This is a genomic window from uncultured Escherichia sp. (assembly GCF_948475835.1).
GTDB lineage: Bacteria > Pseudomonadota > Gammaproteobacteria > Enterobacterales > Enterobacteriaceae > ECMA0423.
Genome location: NZ_CAOLGM010000100.1, coordinates 1 through 17,509 on the forward strand (window position 1 = coordinate 1; position 17,509 = coordinate 17,509).

19 protein-coding genes and 1 pseudogene are annotated in these 17,509 nt (G+C 53.6%); 17 read left to right on the forward strand and 3 right to left on the reverse strand.

The features are described 5' to 3' along the window. Positions 1-86: 86 nt before the first annotated feature. Positions 87-1,733 carry a malate dehydrogenase (quinone) gene (gene mqo, locus QZF50_RS17395; RefSeq protein ID WP_000758074.1) on the forward strand — a complete coding sequence of 549 codons (1,647 nt, stop codon included), beginning with the start codon at positions 87-89 and terminating at the stop codon, positions 1,731-1,733. 148 nt (positions 1,734-1,881) lie between these two features. Here the strand turns inward: mqo and eco are convergent, their stop codons facing one another. Further along, positions 1,882-2,391: a serine protease inhibitor ecotin gene (gene eco, locus QZF50_RS17400; RefSeq protein ID WP_277989123.1), complete on the reverse strand. Its 510-nt coding sequence runs from the start codon at positions 2,389-2,391 to the stop codon at positions 1,882-1,884. A 113-nt stretch (positions 2,392-2,504) separates the two neighbouring features. After that, the gene (gene yojO / locus QZF50_RS17405; RefSeq protein ID WP_001296837.1) at positions 2,505-2,669 is read right to left on the reverse strand and encodes a protein YojO; all 165 of its coding nucleotides are present in this window, start codon (positions 2,667-2,669) and stop codon (positions 2,505-2,507) included. Between the two features lie 108 nt (positions 2,670-2,777). Here yojO and napF point away from each other — a divergent pair, with 108 nt between their 5' ends. The 15 genes from napF to ccmH are packed head-to-tail and all read left to right on the forward strand — an operon-like array spanning position 2,778 to position 14,917. After that, positions 2,778-3,272 (forward strand): ferredoxin-type protein NapF, encoded by a 495-nt coding sequence (gene napF / locus QZF50_RS17410; protein WP_000686723.1) that lies wholly within the window; start codon positions 2,778-2,780, stop codon positions 3,270-3,272. Beyond that, the gene (gene napD / locus QZF50_RS17415) at positions 3,262-3,525 is read left to right on the forward strand and encodes a chaperone NapD (RefSeq protein WP_000557378.1); all 264 of its coding nucleotides are present in this window, start codon (positions 3,262-3,264) and stop codon (positions 3,523-3,525) included. The genes napF and napD overlap by 11 nt, the downstream gene beginning before the upstream one ends. Continuing rightward, entirely contained in the window at positions 3,522-6,008 is a 2,487-nt protein-coding gene (gene napA, locus QZF50_RS17420; protein ID WP_000778057.1) for a periplasmic nitrate reductase subunit alpha, read from the forward strand. Before napD ends, napA begins: the two co-directional genes overlap by 4 nt. A gap of 6 nt (positions 6,009-6,014) precedes the next feature. Beyond that, positions 6,015-6,710, forward strand: a complete 696-nt coding sequence (gene napG, locus QZF50_RS17425; RefSeq protein ID WP_000091291.1) for a ferredoxin-type protein NapG — start codon at positions 6,015-6,017, stop codon at positions 6,708-6,710. Further along, positions 6,697-7,560, forward strand: coding sequence for a quinol dehydrogenase ferredoxin subunit NapH (napH, locus tag QZF50_RS17430; protein ID WP_000013506.1), 864 nt, complete (start codon positions 6,697-6,699; stop codon positions 7,558-7,560). The genes napG and napH overlap by 14 nt, the downstream gene beginning before the upstream one ends. Next, positions 7,557-8,006: a nitrate reductase cytochrome c-type subunit gene (gene napB / locus QZF50_RS17435; RefSeq protein ID WP_000835177.1), complete on the forward strand. Its 450-nt coding sequence runs from the start codon at positions 7,557-7,559 to the stop codon at positions 8,004-8,006. The genes napH and napB overlap by 4 nt, the downstream gene beginning before the upstream one ends. Positions 8,007-8,015: 9 nt before the next feature. After that, on the forward strand, positions 8,016-8,618 hold the full coding sequence (gene napC, locus QZF50_RS17440; protein ID WP_000528376.1) for a cytochrome c-type protein NapC: 603 nt from the start codon (positions 8,016-8,018) through the stop codon (positions 8,616-8,618). Positions 8,619-8,630: 12 nt separating this feature from the next. After that, the gene (gene ccmA / locus QZF50_RS17445; RefSeq protein ID WP_000525587.1) at positions 8,631-9,254 is read left to right on the forward strand and encodes a cytochrome c biogenesis heme-transporting ATPase CcmA; all 624 of its coding nucleotides are present in this window, start codon (positions 8,631-8,633) and stop codon (positions 9,252-9,254) included. Next, positions 9,251-9,913, forward strand: a complete 663-nt coding sequence (gene ccmB / locus QZF50_RS17450) for a heme exporter protein CcmB (protein WP_000971730.1) — start codon at positions 9,251-9,253, stop codon at positions 9,911-9,913. Before ccmA ends, ccmB begins: the two co-directional genes overlap by 4 nt. A gap of 41 nt (positions 9,914-9,954) precedes the next feature. Then, entirely contained in the window at positions 9,955-10,692 is a 738-nt protein-coding gene (gene ccmC / locus QZF50_RS17455; RefSeq protein ID WP_001295447.1) for a heme exporter protein CcmC, read from the forward strand. After that, positions 10,689-10,898 carry a heme exporter protein CcmD gene (gene ccmD, locus QZF50_RS17460; RefSeq protein ID WP_000186540.1) on the forward strand — a complete coding sequence of 70 codons (210 nt, stop codon included), beginning with the start codon at positions 10,689-10,691 and terminating at the stop codon, positions 10,896-10,898. Before ccmC ends, ccmD begins: the two co-directional genes overlap by 4 nt. Then, the gene (gene ccmE / locus QZF50_RS17465; protein WP_001026418.1) at positions 10,895-11,374 is read left to right on the forward strand and encodes a cytochrome c maturation protein CcmE; all 480 of its coding nucleotides are present in this window, start codon (positions 10,895-10,897) and stop codon (positions 11,372-11,374) included. Before ccmD ends, ccmE begins: the two co-directional genes overlap by 4 nt. After that, on the forward strand, positions 11,371-13,314 hold the full coding sequence (gene ccmF / locus QZF50_RS17470) for a cytochrome c-type biogenesis heme lyase CcmF (protein ID WP_061892457.1): 1,944 nt from the start codon (positions 11,371-11,373) through the stop codon (positions 13,312-13,314). The genes ccmE and ccmF overlap by 4 nt, the downstream gene beginning before the upstream one ends. After that, positions 13,311-13,868 carry a thiol:disulfide interchange protein DsbE gene (dsbE, locus tag QZF50_RS17475; protein WP_000824439.1) on the forward strand — a complete coding sequence of 186 codons (558 nt, stop codon included), beginning with the start codon at positions 13,311-13,313 and terminating at the stop codon, positions 13,866-13,868. The genes ccmF and dsbE overlap by 4 nt, the downstream gene beginning before the upstream one ends. Then, positions 13,865-14,917 (forward strand): cytochrome c-type biogenesis thiol:disulfide oxidoreductase CcmH, encoded by a 1,053-nt coding sequence (ccmH, locus tag QZF50_RS17480; protein WP_001211587.1) that lies wholly within the window; start codon positions 13,865-13,867, stop codon positions 14,915-14,917. The genes dsbE and ccmH overlap by 4 nt, the downstream gene beginning before the upstream one ends. A gap of 34 nt (positions 14,918-14,951) precedes the next feature. Here ccmH and narP read toward each other — a convergent pair whose 3' ends face one another. Next, the gene (gene narP / locus QZF50_RS17485; RefSeq protein ID WP_001113637.1) at positions 14,952-15,599 is read right to left on the reverse strand and encodes a nitrate/nitrite response regulator protein NarP; all 648 of its coding nucleotides are present in this window, start codon (positions 15,597-15,599) and stop codon (positions 14,952-14,954) included. Between the two features lie 319 nt (positions 15,600-15,918). On the opposite strand from narP, the pseudogene yejO reads away from it, so the two are divergent. Then, positions 15,919-17,509, forward strand: a pseudogene (yejO, locus tag QZF50_RS17490) (autotransporter YejO); the annotation flags it as partial.

Consider the following 17,509-nt stretch of genomic DNA (forward strand, 5'->3'; position numbering starts at 1 on the left):
ATTTAAATGTTGTTACTTAAGTGTTACCGTTGATGCCGCGCAAATCTCACCTGCAATAAAGCGACTAAAAGTAAGGCATTAACAAGATGAAAAAAGTGACTGCCATGCTCTTCTCGATGGCCGTGGGGCTTAATGCCGTTTCGATGGCGGCAAAAGCGAAAGCGTCCGAGGAGCAGGAAACTGATGTACTGTTGATTGGCGGCGGCATTATGAGCGCCACGTTGGGGACCTATTTACGCGAGCTGGAGCCTGAATGGTCGATGACCATGGTGGAGCGCCTGGAGGGTGTCGCGCAGGAGAGTTCGAACGGCTGGAACAACGCCGGAACCGGGCATTCTGCACTGATGGAACTGAACTACACCCCGCAAAACGCCGATGGCAGCATCAGTATTGAAAAAGCAGTCGCCATTAACGAAGCATTTCAGATTTCCCGCCAGTTCTGGGCGCACCAGGTCGAGCGCGGCGTGCTGCGTACTCCGCGTTCATTTATCAATACCGTTCCGCATATGAGCTTTGTCTGGGGCGAGGATAACGTTAATTTCCTGCGCGCCCGTTACGCCGCGTTGCAACAAAGCTCGCTGTTTCGCGGTATGCGTTACTCTGAAGATCACGCGCAGATCAAAGAGTGGGCACCGTTAGTGATGGAAGGGCGCGATCCGCAACAGAAAGTAGCGGCAACACGCACAGAAATTGGCACTGATGTGAACTATGGCGAGATCACCCGCCAGTTAATTGCTTCCTTGCAGAAGAAATCTAACTTCTCGCTGCAACTCAGCAGCGAAGTCCGCGCCCTAAAGCGTAATGACGATAACACCTGGACCGTTACCGTTGCCGATCTGAAAAATGGCACTGCACAGAACATCCGCGCCAAATTTGTCTTTATCGGCGCGGGCGGTGCGGCGCTGAAGCTGTTACAGGAATCGGGGATTCCAGAAGCGAAAGACTACGCCGGTTTCCCGGTGGGCGGACAGTTCCTTGTTTCGGAAAACCCGGACGTGGTTAATCACCATCTGGCGAAGGTTTACGGTAAAGCATCCGTTGGCGCACCACCGATGTCGGTTCCGCATATCGATACCCGCGTTCTGGACGGTAAACGCGTAGTGCTGTTTGGGCCATTTGCCACCTTCTCAACCAAATTCCTCAAAAACGGTTCATTGTGGGATCTGATGAGTTCCACCACCACCTCTAACGTGATGCCGATGATGCACGTCGGGCTGGATAATTTCGATCTGGTGAAATATCTGGTGAGTCAGGTGATGTTGAGTGAAGAGGATCGTTTTGAAGCGTTGAAAGAGTACTATCCGCAGGCAAAAAAAGAGGACTGGCGTTTGTGGCAAGCGGGGCAGCGCGTGCAGATTATCAAGCGTGATGCCGAGAAAGGTGGCGTGCTGCGTCTGGGTACTGAAGTGGTCAGTGACCAGCAAGGGACCATTGCCGCGCTGCTGGGGGCATCGCCAGGGGCGTCAACCGCCGCGCCGATTATGTTGGATCTGCTGGAAAAAGTATTTGGCGATCGCGTTTCCAGCCCGCAATGGCAGGCTACGTTGAAAGCGATCGTTCCGTCTTATGGACGCAAGCTGAACGGTGATGTAGCGGCAACAGAACGCGAGTTGCAGTACACCAGCGAAGTGCTGGGGCTGAAATACGACAAGCCGCAGGCAGCAGATAGTACGCCAAAACCGCAGTTGAAACCGCAACCCGTTCAAAAAGAAGTGGCGGATATTGCGTTGTAATGATGTGCCACATCCGGCATGGTATGCCGGATGTGGCGTATGCTGATAAGACGCGCCAGCGTCGCATCAGGCACCGGCTCGGGCGTTAGATGTCGGATGCGGCGTGACCGCCTTATTCGGCCTACGGGGTGCCGCACTTCACAGCATTTTAGCGAACTACCGCGTTGTCAATTTTCTCTTCCGCCTTCCAGGCGCGGTACTTCACATCTACATTGTCTGGCGTATACACCACGATCGGCAGCTTGCTGTTGTAACGCAGCATTCCAGCATCGCCCAGATACGCGGTGACAAATTTCTTCTCTTTCTTGCCATCCGGGCAGGCCATCATCGTGGAAACCGGCGAGCTAACTTTATCAAAGACATAATAATCATAGCCCCAGCCTTCCAGCGTTTTGCTTTCCAGCTTCCCGCCGAGACGATGCAAATTGCAATCGACTTCCAGCGTCTGACCGATTAACAGTTCTACTTTCAGGGTAGATTCATCTTCTTGCGGGGTTAACTGAATCACCTGACGCTTCATCCCTTTTTCAGCTTGTGGATAAGGCGCGATTTTTTCCAGTGGCTGGACGCTTTCTGCCGCCCAGGCGGAAGTGGTAGCGAAAGCGGCAAACAATACTGCAGGTAGAATGGTCTTCATTTTTTTGCTTTCCTTCTTCATTTATAGGTTTTCACCGATGATGTCGCTGAAGGTTAACATATTCATCAGATTTATTAATTTGCTTTATGAATAACTTAAAGAACATTCAGACAATTTTACCTGCTCTTTTAGTGTTAAATTCTGATGAGGGAGCAAACCAGCAGAAATATCTCTGGTGAATTAATCGCTATATAAATATGTTTATAACCATTTGAAATGTGAGCAAAAGCCCGTTTTTGCCACGCTTCCCGCCACTCTTTTGATCCTGCTACAGGTTTTACCCCGATCGGGGTATGCATCTTTGACACATCCTTTAATATCTTAGCGGCTATAAAAATGGCTTATTAATTATGCGGTTTATTTGGTCGCTCTCAATTTTCAGAGCGCGTTAATGATGGAAGGTCAATGTGAAGATTGATGCATCCCGTCGGGGCATACTCACTGGTCGCTGGCGCAAAGCCAGTAACGGTATCCGTCCGCCCTGGTCCGGTGATGAATCTCATTTTCTGACCCATTGCACCCGTTGCGACGCCTGTATTAATGCTTGTGAAAACAACATTCTGCAACGCGGCGCGGGCGGCTATCCGAGCGTTAATTTCAAAAATAACGAGTGCAGCTTCTGTTACGCCTGCGCGCAGGCTTGCCCCGAATCGCTATTTTCTCCGCGCCACACCAGGGCCTGGGATTTGCAGTTCACCATTGGGGACGCGTGCCTGGCGTATCAGTCAGTTGAATGCCGCCGCTGTCAGGATAGCTGTGAGCCAATGGCAATTATCTTTCGCCCGACGCTCTCCGGAATCTACCAGCCGCAACTTAATAGCCAACTTTGCAACGGATGTGGAGCATGTGCAGCCAGCTGTCCGGTATCAGCCATAACTGCGGAGTATCTCCATGCACACTAACTGGCAAGTTTGCAGCCTGGTCGTGCAGGCCAAAAGCGAACGAATTTCAGACATCAGCACCCAACTGAACGCCTTTCCCGGCTGTGAAGTTGCTGTCAGCGACGCGCCGAGCGGTCAGTTGATTGTGGTGGTGGAAGCAGAAGACAGCGAAACGCTGATCCAAACCATTGAGTCAGTACGCAACGTAGAGGGCGTGCTGGCGGTGTCGCTGGTTTATCACCAGCAGGAAGAGCAAGGTGAGGAAACACCATGAAACTCAGTCGTCGTAGCTTTATGAAAGCTAACGCCGTTGCGGCCGCTGCGGCGGCTGCCGGTCTCAGCGTGCCGGGCGTTGCCCGCGCCGTTGTTGGTCAGCAGGAAGCCATTAAATGGGATAAAGCGCCGTGCCGTTTCTGCGGTACTGGTTGCGGCGTTCTGGTCGGAACGCAGCAGGGGCGTGTGGTGGCCTGTCAGGGCGACCCGGACGCACCGGTTAACCGTGGCCTGAACTGCATTAAGGGCTATTTCCTGCCCAAGATCATGTACGGTAAAGACCGTTTGACGCAGCCGCTGCTGCGTATGAAAAACGGTAAATATGACAAAGAAGGCGAATTTACCCCAATCACCTGGGATCAGGCCTTCGATGTGATGGAAGAGAAATTCAAAACCGCCCTGAAAGAAAAAGGACCGGAATCGATCGGTATGTTCGGTTCTGGTCAGTGGACTATCTGGGAAGGTTATGCCGCGTCCAAGCTGTTCAAAGCGGGCTTCCGTTCGAACAACATCGACCCGAACGCACGTCACTGTATGGCGTCGGCAGTAGTTGGCTTTATGCGTACCTTTGGTATGGATGAGCCGATGGGCTGCTATGACGACATCGAGCAGGCTGACGCGTTTGTGCTGTGGGGCGCTAACATGGCGGAGATGCACCCGATCCTCTGGTCACGCATCACTAACCGTCGTCTCTCTAACCAGAACGTCACCGTGGCGGTGCTTTCTACCTACCAGCATCGTAGCTTCGAGCTGGCGGATAACGGCATCATCTTTACGCCGCAATCTGACCTGGTGATCCTGAACTACATCGCCAACTATATCATTCAAAACAATGCGATAAATCAGGACTTCTTCAGCAAGCACGTTAACCTGCGCAAAGGGGCGACGGACATCGGCTACGGTTTACGTCCGACCCATCCGCTGGAAAAAGCAGCGAAGAATCCGGGTTCTGACGCCTCCGAACCGATGAGCTTTGAAGATTACAAAGCCTTCGTTGCTGAGTATACGCTGGAAAAAACCGCTGAAATGACCGGCGTGCCGAAAGACCAGTTAGAACAACTGGCGCAGCTGTATGCCGATCCGAACAAGAAAGTCATCTCCTACTGGACGATGGGCTTCAACCAGCATACCCGTGGTGTGTGGGCCAACAACCTGGTCTACAACCTGCACCTGCTGACCGGCAAAATTTCCCAGCCGGGTTGCGGTCCGTTCTCCCTGACCGGGCAGCCTTCTGCGTGTGGTACTGCGCGTGAAGTGGGCACCTTTGCTCACCGTCTGCCTGCGGACATGGTGGTGACTAACGAGAAACATCGTGATATCTGCGAGAAGAAGTGGAATATCCCGGGCGGCACCATTCCGGCAAAAATCGGTCTGCACGCGGTGGCACAAGACCGTGCGCTGAAAGACGGCAAGCTGAATGTTTACTGGACCATGTGTACCAACAACATGCAGGCCGGGCCGAACATCAATGAAGAGCGTATGCCGGGCTGGCGCGATCCGCGCAACTTCATCATCGTCTCCGATCCGTATCCGACAGTCAGTGCGCTGGCCGCCGACTTGATCCTGCCGACCGCAATGTGGGTAGAGAAAGAGGGCGCTTACGGTAACGCCGAACGCCGTACTCAGTTCTGGCGTCAGCAGGTACAGGCGCCAGGCGAAGCGAAATCGGATCTCTGGCAGTTAGTCCAGTTCTCCCGCCGCTTCAAAACTGAAGAAGTATGGCCGGAAGAGCTGCTGGCGAAGAAACCGGAACTGCGTGGCAAAACGCTGTACGAAGTTCTGTATGCCACCCCCGAAGTGAGCAAATTCCCGGTATCCGAACTGGCGGAAGATCAGCTGAACGATGAATCCCGCGAGCTGGGCTTCTATCTGCAAAAAGGGCTGTTCGAAGAGTACGCATGGTTTGGTCGCGGTCACGGTCACGATCTCGCGCCGTTCGATGACTACCACAAAGCGCGCGGTCTGCGCTGGCCGGTGGTGAACGGTAAAGAAACACAGTGGCGTTACAGCGAAGGTAACGACCCGTACGTGAAAGCGGGCGAAGGCTATAAGTTCTACGGTAAACCGGATGGCAAAGCGGTGATCTTCGCACTGCCGTTCGAACCGGCGGCGGAAGCACCGGATGAAGAGTACGACCTGTGGCTCTCTACCGGACGCGTTCTGGAGCACTGGCACACCGGCAGTATGACTCGCCGTGTGCCGGAACTGCACCGCGCCTTCCCGGAAGCGGTCTTGTTTATTCACCCGCTGGATGCGAAAGCGCGCGATCTGCGCCGTGGCGACAAAGTGAAAGTGGTTTCTCGCCGTGGCGAAGTGATCTCGATTGTTGAAACGCGCGGTCGTAACCGTCCGCCACAGGGCCTGGTGTACATGCCGTTCTTCGACGCCGCACAGCTGGTTAACAAACTGACGCTGGATGCGACCGATCCGCTCTCGAAAGAGACGGACTTCAAGAAGTGCGCAGTCAAACTGGAGAAGGTGTAAGCCATTATGTCCCGGTCAGCGAAACCTCAAAATGGTCGCCGCCGCTTTCTGCGCGATGTCGTTCGCACAGCAGGCGGGCTGGCTGCCGTGGGTGTGGCGCTGGGGTTACAACAGCAAACCGCACGCGCATCTGGCGTGCGGTTGCGCCCGCCCGGAGCCATAAACGAGAACGCCTTTGCCAGTGCCTGTGTGCGTTGCGGTCAGTGTGTTCAGGCTTGCCCTTACGACACCTTAAAACTGGCGACGCTGGCCTCTGGTCTGTCGGCGGGCACGCCATATTTTGTCGCACGGGATATTCCTTGCGAAATGTGTGAGGACATTCCGTGCGCCAAAGTGTGCCCAAGCGGTGCGCTGGATCGTGAGATTGAATCGATCGACGACGCGCGGATGGGGCTGGCGGTACTGGTGGACCAGGAAAACTGTCTCAACTTTCAGGGGCTGCGCTGCGATGTTTGTTATCGCGAATGCCCGAAAATTGATGAGGCCATCACCCTGGAGCTGGAGCGCAACACGCGTACCGGTAAGCACGCCCGCTTTCTGCCGACGGTTCACAGCGACGCCTGTACCGGTTGCGGTAAGTGCGAAAAAGTATGCGTGCTGGAACAACCGGCAATCAAGGTGTTACCGCTGTCACTGGCGAAAGGGGAGTTAGGTCACCATTACCGCTTCGGTTGGCTGGAGGGGAACAATGGCAAATCGTAAACGTGACGCCGGGCGCGAGGCGCTGGAGAAAAAAGGCTGGTGGCGCAGTCACCGTTGGCTGGTGTTACGTCGCCTTTGTCAGTTCTTCGTGCTGGGGATGTTTTTGAGCGGTCCATGGTTTGGTGTGTGGATCTTGCACGGCAACTACAGCAGTAGCCTGTTATTCGACACCGTTCCGCTGACCGATCCGCTGATGACGCTGCAAAGTCTTGCCAGTGGTCATCTGCCTGCCACGGTGGCGTTGACCGGTGCGGTGATTATCACCGTGCTCTACGCCCTGGCGGGAAAGCGATTATTTTGCAGCTGGGTCTGCCCGCTGAACCCGATTACCGACTTAGCGAACTGGTTACGCAGGCGCTTTGACCTCAATCAGTCTGCGACGATCCCTCGCCACATTCGCTACGTGCTGTTGGTGGTCATTCTGCTGGGATCGGCCTTAACTGGCACGCTCATCTGGGAATGGATCAACCCCGTATCTCTGATGGGGCGCAGCCTGGTAATGGGCTTCGGCAGCGGCGCGCTGCTTATTCTCGCGCTGTTTTTATTTGATCTACTGGTCGTTGAACACGGCTGGTGCGGGCACATTTGTCCGGTTGGCGCGCTGTATGGCGTGCTGGGTAGCAAAGGTGTGATTACCGTTGCGGCCACCGATCGGCAGAAATGTAACCGCTGTATGGATTGTTTTCATGTTTGCCCGGAACCGCATGTGCTACGTGCCCCGGTGCTGGATGAACAAAGCCCGGTGCAGGTCACCAGCCGCGATTGCATGACGTGCGGTCGCTGCGTGGATGTCTGTTCTGAGGATGTATTTACAATAACTACACGATGGAGTTCGGGAGCGAAATCATGAAAAGCCATGACCTGAAGAAAGCGCTGTGTCAATGGACGGCGATGCTGGCCCTGGTGGTAAGCGGCGCGGTTTGGGCGGCTAATGGCGTCGATTTTAGCCAGTCGCCGGAAGTATCCGGGACACAGGAAGGGGCCATTCGGATGCCAAAAGAGCAGGAACGGATGCCGCTGAACTATGTGAATCAGCCGCCAATGATCCCGCATAGCGTTGAAGGTTATCAGGTAACGACCAATACCAACCGCTGCTTGCAGTGCCACGGTGTCGAAAGTTATCGCACCACTGGCGCGCCGCGTATCAGTCCTACTCACTTTATGGACAGCGACGGCAAAGTGGGCGCGGAAGTGGCTCCGCGTCGTTATTTCTGTCTGCAATGTCACGTACCGCAGGCCGATACCGCGCCAATCGTGGGGAATACCTTTACCCCATCAAAAGGTTACGGGAAATAAGAGGTTATTATGGGAAATTCTGACCGTAAGCCTGGTCTGATTAAGCGCCTGTGGAAATGGTGGCGTACCCCCAGCCGTCTGGCGCTGGGGACGCTGCTGTTGATCGGTTTTGTTGGCGGCATCGTCTTCTGGGGTGGCTTTAACACCGGGATGGAAAAAGCCAATACCGAAGAGTTCTGCATTAGCTGCCACGAAATGCGCAACACGGTGTATCAGGAATACATGGATTCCGTGCACTACAACAACCGTAGCGGCGTCCGTGCGACCTGTCCGGATTGTCACGTTCCGCACGAGTTTGTGCCGAAGATGATACGCAAGCTCAAAGCAAGTAAAGAGCTGTATGGTAAAATTTTTGGCGTTATTGACACGCCGCAGAAATTTGAAGCTCATCGTCTGACGATGGCACAGAATGAGTGGCGGCGCATGAAGGACAATAACTCGCAGGAGTGCCGTAACTGTCACAACTTCGAGTATATGGATACAACCGCCCAGAAATCGGTTGCCGCGAAGATGCATGACCAGGCGGTGAAAGATGGGCAAACCTGTATTGATTGCCATAAAGGGATAGCGCACAAGCTGCCCGATATGCGTGAAGTCGAGCCAGGTTTTTAACAGGGTTATTGCGTGGGTATGCTTGAAGCCAGAGAGTTACTTTGTGAGCGGGATGAACGAACCTTATTTAGTGGCTTGTCATTTACGCTGAACGCAGGAGAGTGGGTACAAATCACCGGTAGCAACGGCGCGGGGAAGACAACGCTTCTCCGTTTGCTGACGGGGTTGTCTCGCCCTGACGCAGGCGAGGTTCTCTGGCAAGGGCAGCCCTTGCATCAGGTACGCGACAGCTACCATCAAAACCTGTTATGGATAGGCCATCAGCCGGGGATCAAAACCCGGCTGACGGCGTTAGAAAATCTGCACTTTTATCATCGCGATGGCGATACCGCACAATGTCTGGAAGCCCTGGCGCAGGCCGGGCTTGCCGGATTCGAAGATATTCCTGTAAATCAGCTCTCGGCCGGGCAACAACGCCGCGTCGCTTTAGCGCGTCTGTGGCTGACCCGTGCCACATTATGGATCCTCGACGAGCCTTTTACCGCGATTGACGTTAACGGCGTCGATCGTCTGACCCAGCGTATGGCGCAGCATACGGAGCAGGGGGGGATTGTGATTCTGACTACCCACCAGCCGCTCAACGTTGCTGAAAGTAAAATTCGCCGCATTTCACTGACGCAAACGAGGGCCGCATGATGTTCTGGCGCATTTTCCGTCTTGAGCTGCGCGTAGCGTTTCGCCATAGCGCCGAAATCGCCAACCCGCTGTGGTTCTTCCTGATTGTAATTACCCTTTTTCCGCTCAGTATCGGTCCGGAGCCGCAACTGCTGGCGCGTATTGCACCGGGCATTATCTGGGTTGCTGCGCTGCTTTCATCCTTGCTGGCGCTGGAACGACTGTTCCGTGACGATTTGCAGGACGGCAGTCTTGAACAATTGATGTTGTTGCCGTTACCCTTGCCCGCCGTTGTGCTGGCGAAGGTGATGGCGCACTGGATGGTAACCGGTCTGCCGTTACTCATCCTTTCGCCCCTGGTAGCAATGCTACTGGGAATGGATGTTTATGGCTGGCAAGTGATGGCGCTGACGCTGCTGCTGGGAACGCCTACGCTTGGCTTTCTCGGTGCACCGGGCGTGGCGCTGACAGTGGGACTTAAGCGCGGTGGGGTGCTGCTCAGCATACTGGTGTTACCGCTGACTATCCCATTACTCATCTTTGCCACCGCCGCGATGGACGCGGCTTCCATGCATTTGCCCGTTGACGGGTATCTGGCAATTTTAGGCGCGTTGCTGGCAGGCACCGCGACATTAAGTCCTTTTGCGACGGCGGCAGCGTTACGAATCAGCATTCAATAACGCTGGATTACTGATTTTTGTTCGAGTCTGGTATCGAAACTATGTGGAAAACACTGCATCAACTGGCGATCCCACCACGGCTGTATCAAATCTGTGGCTGGTTTATACCGTGGCTGGCAATTGCCAGTGTGGTCGTGCTTACCGTCGGCTGGATCTGGGGATTCGGCTTTGCTCCGGCTGATTATCAGCAGGGAAATAGCTACCGCATTATCTACCTGCATGTGCCTGCGGCGATCTGGTCGATGGGCATTTATGCATCAATGGCGGTGGCGGCTTTTATTGGCCTTGTCTGGCAGATGAAAATGGCCAACCTGGCGGTGGCGGCGATGGCCCCCATTGGTGCCGTGTTTACCTTTATTGCCCTGGTTACCGGCTCTGCATGGGGAAAACCGATGTGGGGCACCTGGTGGGTATGGGATGCACGTCTGACTTCTGAACTGGTGCTGCTGTTTTTGTATGTGGGTGTGATTGCCCTGTGGCACGCCTTCGACGACCGCCGTCTGGCGGGCCGTGCGGCAGGTATCCTGGTGCTGATTGGCGTGGTGAATCTGCCGATTATTCATTACTCCGTGGAGTGGTGGAACACCCTGCATCAGGGATCAACGCGGATGCAGCAAAGTATCGATCCGGCGATGCGTTCGCCGCTGCGCTGGTCGATTTTTGGCTTCCTGCTGCTGTCTGCCACGCTGACGCTGATGCGGATGCGTAATTTGATTTTGCTGATGGAAAAACGCCGTCCGTGGGTGAGTGAACTGATACTGAAAAGAGGCCGTAAATGACCCCTGCATTTGCTTCCTGGAATGAATTTTTCGCAATGGGCGGTTACGCCTTTTTTGTCTGGCTGGCGGTGGTGATGACCGTTATTCCGCTGGTGGTTTTGGTCGTGCACTCGGTGATGCAGCATCGCGCAATTCTGCGTGGTGTGGCGCAACAGCGGGCGCGTGAGGCGCGTTTACGTGCTGCGCAACAGCAGGAGGCTGCATGAATATTCGCCGTAAAAACCGCTTGTGGATTGCCTGTGCCGTGTTGGCAGGGCTGGCGCTGACTATCGGTCTGGTGCTATATGCGCTGCGCTCGAATATCGATCTCTTTTATACGCCGGGGGAAATTCTCTACGGCAAGCGTGAAACTCAGCAAATGCCGGAAGTCGGGCAGCGTCTGCGCGTCGGCGGGATGGTGATGCCGGGTAGCGTGCAGCGCGATCCCAATTCGCTAAAAGTAACTTTCACCATTTACGACGCTGAAGGTTCAGTAGATGTCTCTTACGAAGGCATTTTGCCGGATCTGTTCCGTGAAGGGCAGGGCGTTGTGGTGCAGGGCGAACTGGAAAAAGGCAATCATATCCTCGCAAAAGAAGTGCTGGCGAAACACGACGAAAACTACACGCCGCCAGAAGTTGAGAAAGCGATGGAAGCCAATCACCGTCGCCCGGCGAGTGTTTATAAGGACCCAGCATCATGATGCCGGAAATTGGTAACGGGCTGCTGTGTCTGGCGCTAGGAATTGCGCTGCTGCTGTCCGTGTATCCGCTATGGGGCGTAGCGCGCGGAGATGCGCGCATGATGGCGTCTTCCCGCTTGTTTGCCTGGCTGCTGTTTATGTCTGTGGCTGGCGCATTTCTGGTACTGGTCAATGCCTTCGTGGTCAACGACTTCACCGTCACCTATGTTGCCAGCAACTCCAATACCCAGCTTCCGGTGTGGTATCGCGTGGCGGCTACCTGGGGCGCGCATGAAGGCTCGCTCCTGCTGTGGGTGCTGCTGATGAGCGGCTGGACCTTTGCGGTAGCGATTTTTAGTCAGCGTATTCCGCTGGATATTGTGGCCCGCGTACTGGCGATAATGGGGATGGTCAGCGTCGGCTTTTTGCTGTTCATTCTCTTTACCTCTAACCCGTTCTCACGCACGTTGCCGAACTTCCCGATTGAAGGGCGCGATCTTAACCCGCTGTTACAGGATCCGGGGCTGATCTTCCATCCGCCTCTGCTCTATATGGGGTACGTGGGGTTCTCGGTGGCGTTTGCTTTTGCCATTGCTTCTTTGTTGAGCGGGCGTCTGGACAGCACTTATGCGCGTTTTACTCGTCCGTGGACGCTGGCGGCGTGGATCTTCTTGACGCTCGGCATTGTGCTCGGTTCCGCATGGGCCTATTACGAACTCGGCTGGGGCGGCTGGTGGTTCTGGGATCCGGTAGAAAACGCCTCGTTTATGCCGTGGCTGGTGGGGACTGCGCTGATGCACTCACTGGCGGTCACTGAACAACGCGCCAGCTTCAAAGCGTGGACATTACTGCTGGCAATCAGTGCCTTCTCGTTGTGTCTGCTGGGGACTTTCCTGGTGCGTTCCGGCGTGCTGGTATCGGTACACGCGTTTGCCTCTGATCCGGCACGCGGTATGTTTATCCTCGCCTTTATGGTACTGGTGATTGGTGGTTCGCTGCTGCTGTTTGCCGCGCGTGGACACAAAGTTCGCTCACGCGTAAACAATGCGCTGTGGTCGCGGGAATCTCTGCTGTTAGCGAACAACGTTTTGCTGGTCGCCGCGATGCTGGTGGTATTACTGGGGACGCTGCTGCCGCTGGTGCACAAGCAACTGGGACTGGGCAGTATTTCGATTGGCGAACCGTTCTTCAACACCATGTTTACCTGGCTGATGGTGCCGTTTGCGCTGCTGCTTGGTGTCGGTCCTCTGGTGCGCTGGGGGCGCGATCGCCCACGTAAAATCCGCAATTTATTGATTATCGCCTTCATCTCAACGCTGGTGCTGTCGCTGCTGCTGCCGTGGCTGTTCGAAAGCAAAGTTGTGGCGATGACGGTGCTCGGCCTGGCAATGGCCTGCTGGATTGCTGTGCTGGCAATTGCGGAAGCTGCGCTGCGTATTTCACGTGGCACGAAAACCACCTTCAGTTATTGGGGAATGGTGGCGGCTCACCTTGGGCTGGCAGTGACAATTGTTGGCATTGCTTTTAGCCAGAACTATAGCGTTGAGCGTGATGTGCGCATGAAGTCCGGCGATAGCGTCGATATTCATGAATATCGCTTCACCTTCCGTGATGTCAAAGAGGTGACTGGCCCGAACTGGCGTGGCGGTGTGGCGACTATCGGCGTAACGCGCGATGGCAAGCCGGAAACGGTGCTGTATGCGGAAAAACGTTATTACAACACTGCCGGGTCGATAATGACCGAAGCGGCAATTGACGGCGGCATCACGCGTGACCTGTACGCCGCGCTCGGTGAAGAGCTGGAAAACGGCGCGTGGGCCGTGCGTCTTTACTACAAACCATTTGTTCGCTGGATTTGGGCGGGCGGGCTGATGATGGCGTTGGGCGGACTGCTGTGTCTGTTTGATCCTCGCTATCGTAAGCGCGTGAGTCCGCAAAAAACTGCGCCGGAGGCCGTATGAAGCGCAAAGTATTGTTAATTCCGTTGATTATCTTCCTGGCGATTGCCGCGGCGCTGCTGTGGCAGCTGGCGCGTAATGCCGAAGGGGATGATCCGACCAATCTGGAATCGGCGCTCATTGGCAAGCCTGTGCCGAAGTTTCGTCTCGAATCACTGGACAATCCGGGGCAGTTTTATCAGGCGGATGTGCTGACTCAGGGCAAACCAGTGCTGCTTAACGTCTGGGCGACCTGGTGTCCGACCTGCCGTGCGGAACATCAATATCTGAATCAGCTTTCAGCGCAGGGCATTCGCGTGGTCGGCATGAACTATAAAGACGATCGCCAGAAGGCAATCAGCTGGCTGAAAGAGCTGGGCAATCCTTACGCGCTAAGCCTGTTTGATGGCGACGGCATGTTAGGGCTGGATCTCGGTGTCTATGGCGCGCCAGAAACCTTCCTTATTGACGGCAACGGTATCATTCGCTATCGCCATGCGGGCGATCTCAATCCTCGCGTCTGGGAAGAAGAGATCAAGCCGCTGTGGGAGAAATACAGTAAGGAGGCCGCACAATGAGGTTTTTATTGGGCGTGCTGATGCTGATGATCTCCGGCTCAGCACTGGCGACCATCGACGTGTTGCAGTTTAAAGATGAAGCACAGGAACAACAGTTCCGTCAGCTCACTGAAGAACTGCGCTGCCCGAAATGCCAGAACAACAGCATTGCCGATTCCAACTCGATGATTGCCACCGACCTGCGTCAGAAAGTGTATGAACTGATGCAGGAAGGTAAAAGTAAAAAAGAGATTGTCGATTATATGGTGGCGCGTTACGGCAACTTCGTCACTTACGATCCGCCGTTAACGCCGCTGACCGTGCTGCTGTGGGTGCTTCCGGTAGTGGCTATTGGCATTGGCGGTTGGGTCATATACGCCCGCTCGCGGCGTCGGGTACGCGTAGTGCCGGAAGCGTTTCCTGAACAAAGCGTGCAGGAAGGTAAGCGTGCCGGATATATTGTTTATCTGCCGGGTATTGTGGTGGCGTTAATTGTGGCTGGCGTCAGCTACTACCAGACTGGCAATTATCAGCAGGTGAAAATCTGGCAGCAGGCCACGGCACAGGCTCCGGCGTTGCTGGACAGGGCGCTGGATCCGAAAGCCGATCCGCTCAACGAAGAAGAGATGTCGCGTCTTGCGCTGGGGATGCGTACTCAACTGCAAAAAAATCCGGGAGATATAGAAGGCTGGATTATGTTGGGCCGCGTTGGCATGGCGCTGGGTAACGCTAGTATCGCCACCGATGCATACGCTACTGCGTATCGCCTCGATCCGAAAAACAGCGATGCCGCACTGGGTTATGCTGAAGCGTTGACACGTTCATCTGATCCCAACGACAACCGCCTCGGTGGTGAACTGCTGCGCCAGTTGGTGAGAAGCGACCACAGCAATATCCGTGTGTTAAGCATGTATGCGTTTAATGCCTTTGAGCAGCAGCGATTTGGCGAAGCCGTTGCCGCGTGGGAGATGATGTTGAAACTCTTACCTGCCAACGATACTCGCCGTGCGGTGATTGAACGTAGTATCGCGCAGGCGATGCAACATTTGTCGCCGCAGGAGAGTAAATAAAAAGAGGCCCGATGGTGATGCCATCGGGCTATTTTTATTGTGCCCCGCGTTGTTGCAGGAACAGAATGGTGGCTGCCACGCGTGAGCGGACATTGAGTTTGCGCAGCAGATTGCGAATATGTACTTTTACTGTCTGCTCTGAAATATTCAACACCGAGGCAATCTGTTTATTTGACAGCCCCTGTGCCAGCTCGTGCAGAACATCCAGCTCGCGCTCCGTCAGCACGCTGAAGGGATCTTCTTCCGCGCCAAACATTTCACGTTCACGTAAGTACTGATTGACGCGTTCGCTAAAGACTTTGCTGCCTTTCGCTCCAGCACGAATTGCTTCCAGCAATACTTCCGGGTCGCTGTCTTTCAACAGATAACCGTCTGCGCCTGCGTCTATCAGCGCAAAGACATCGCTGGAGGCATCTGATACGGTCAGGATAATAATTTGCGCGGTAACGCCATCCCTGCGCAAGGCATTGAGGGTATCCAGGCCACTCATACCTTTCATATTGAGATCCAGCAAGATCACGTCGATATCCAGTCTATTCGCCAGATCGATCGCGCTCGCGCCGTCGCCCGCTTCGGCGACCACTTCAAAGCCAGGATCAAGCTCCAGTAACTGACGAACACCGCGTCGCATAAGTGGATGATCATCCACAATCATCACCTGAAAAGGCGTTGCTTCAGGCATAGTAGTCTCCTGAGGTTTTATTAGAATCATTATGTTTGAGCGTAGCGTTGGTAACGCTACCAGGCGCGTGAATGTTACCCCATTTTATGTATGGACATGTAGTGAAAACTACAACCTTGTCGTTCGCTTTGGCATCATTTTCATTATAAAGACGGAATTTTGCATCAGCTTCTCATCAAGAAAAACAACTAAAAAATCAATCACAATACTTGTGCATTTCTTTAAACAGTTTTTAAAAACTGACTCCGGGTATGGAGCTATGGGTATTTTCCGTACCCAATGCTTTTAACAGCAATTAATTTCATAGGATGAAAGCTCAATTCATCAATCTGGTTCTGTTTCTCTTTGTCGTTCCGCAATATCTGTTCTGGTGGCTACAGCGTTATATTCACCCATAGCATTGGCATCAACAGTTGAGTATGGTGAGACAGTTGATGGTGTTGTCCTGGAAAAAGATATCCAGCTGGTTTATGGGACCGCCAATAATACGAAAATCAATCCTGGCGGAGAACAGCATATAAAAGAATTTGGTGTAAGTAGTAATACTGAAATTAAAGGAGGGTATCAGTACATTGAAATGAATGGTACCGCAGAATACTCAGTATTAAATGACGGTTATCAAATTGTTCAAATGGGTGGCGCGGCAAACCAGACTACCCTCAATAATGGTGTGCTACAGGTTTATGGCGCAGCGAATGATCCCACGATTAAAGGCGGGCGCTTAATCGTTGAAAAAGATGGGATTACCGTCCTTGCCGCTATCGAAAAGGGAGGATTACTGGAGGTTAAAGAGGGGGATTAGCGATTGCGGTAGATCAGAAAGCAGGCGGTGCTATTAAAGCAAGCACGCGGGTCATGGAGGTATTCGGAACAAACCGTCTCGGTCAGTTCGAAATCAAGAATGGTATTGCTAACAATATGCTGTTGGAAAACGGCGGAAGTTTGCGAGTTGAAGAAAATGACTTCGCTTATAATACTACTGTAGATAGTGGCGGCTTACTGGAGGTTATGGATGGCGGGACTGCAACTGGCGTTGATAAAAAAGCAGGCGGAAAATTAATTGTCTCAACGAATGCGCTGGAAGTGAGTGGTACAAACAGTAAAGGCCAATTTAGTATAAAAGATGGTGTGTCAAAAAATTATGAACTGGATGATGGTTCCGGGCTCATTGTTATGGAGGACACGCAGGCCATTGATACTATCCTTGATGAGCATGCCACTATGCAATCGCTGGGAAAGGATACTGGTACGAAAGTGCAGGCAAATGCGGTATATGATCTCGGTCGATCAGATCAGAATGGAAGTATCACGTATTCCTCAAAAGCCATCTCTGAAAATATGGTTATCAACAATGGCCGCGCTAACGTCTGGGCTGGCACAATGGTTAACGTTTCAGTCAGAGGGAATGATGGCATTCTTGAGGTCATGAAGCCGCAAATAAATTATGCACCCGCAATGTTGGTGGGTAAGGTAGTGGTTTCTGAGGGCGCTTCTTTTAGAACGCATGGTGCCGTGGATACCGGCAAAGCGGACGTTTCGCTCGAAAATAGCGTATGGACCATCATTGCCGATATCACTACGACGAACCAAAACACCCTCCTCAACTTAGCCAACCTTGCGATGTCTGACGCAAATGTGATTATGATGGATGAGCCAGTGACTCGTTCATCAGTGACGGCAAGTGCGGAAAATTTCATTACGTTGACCACCAATACCCTGTCGGGAAACGGCAATTTTTATATGCGTACCGATATGGCTAATCATCAGAGCGATCAGCTCAACGTCACCGGTCAGGCAACAGGTGATTTCAAAATATTCGTGACGGACACCGGTGCCAGCCCGGCAGCAGGAGATAGCCTTACACTGGTAACAACGGGCGGCGGTGATGCTGCATTTACGTTGGGCAATGC